We start from the raw sequence: 228 nt of genomic DNA, 5'->3' as shown, positions 1-228 counted from the left end.
GCGGGAATCAATGAAATATTAATTATATCTACACCTCAGGACTTACCCCATTTCGAGAAATTGTTGGGTGATGGATCCAGAATAGGCTGTAGGTTCGAATACAAAGAACAACCTTCACCCGATGGGTTAGCGCAAGCATTTATATTGGGCAAAGAATTTATAGGGGCTGATAAAGTAGCACTGATCTTAGGCGATAATATATTCTATGGATCTGGGATGTCGAAGTTA

1 protein-coding gene is annotated in these 228 nt (G+C 39.9%); it reads left to right on the top strand.

Features of this window, described 5'->3' with window-relative positions; genetic code table 11:
• Positions 1–228, top strand: a 228-nt coding sequence (locus ACFRAE_RS17875) for a sugar phosphate nucleotidyltransferase (protein ID WP_422798529.1), incomplete at both ends; no start/stop codon positions are given.

The sequence above is a fragment of the Sphingobacterium sp. HJSM2_6 genome (assembly GCF_049316305.1).
Classification (GTDB): Bacteria; Bacteroidota; Bacteroidia; order Sphingobacteriales; family Sphingobacteriaceae; genus Sphingobacterium.
The sequence above is the reverse complement of the archived record's forward strand: the minus strand, read 5'-3'. Positions and strand labels throughout refer to the sequence as shown.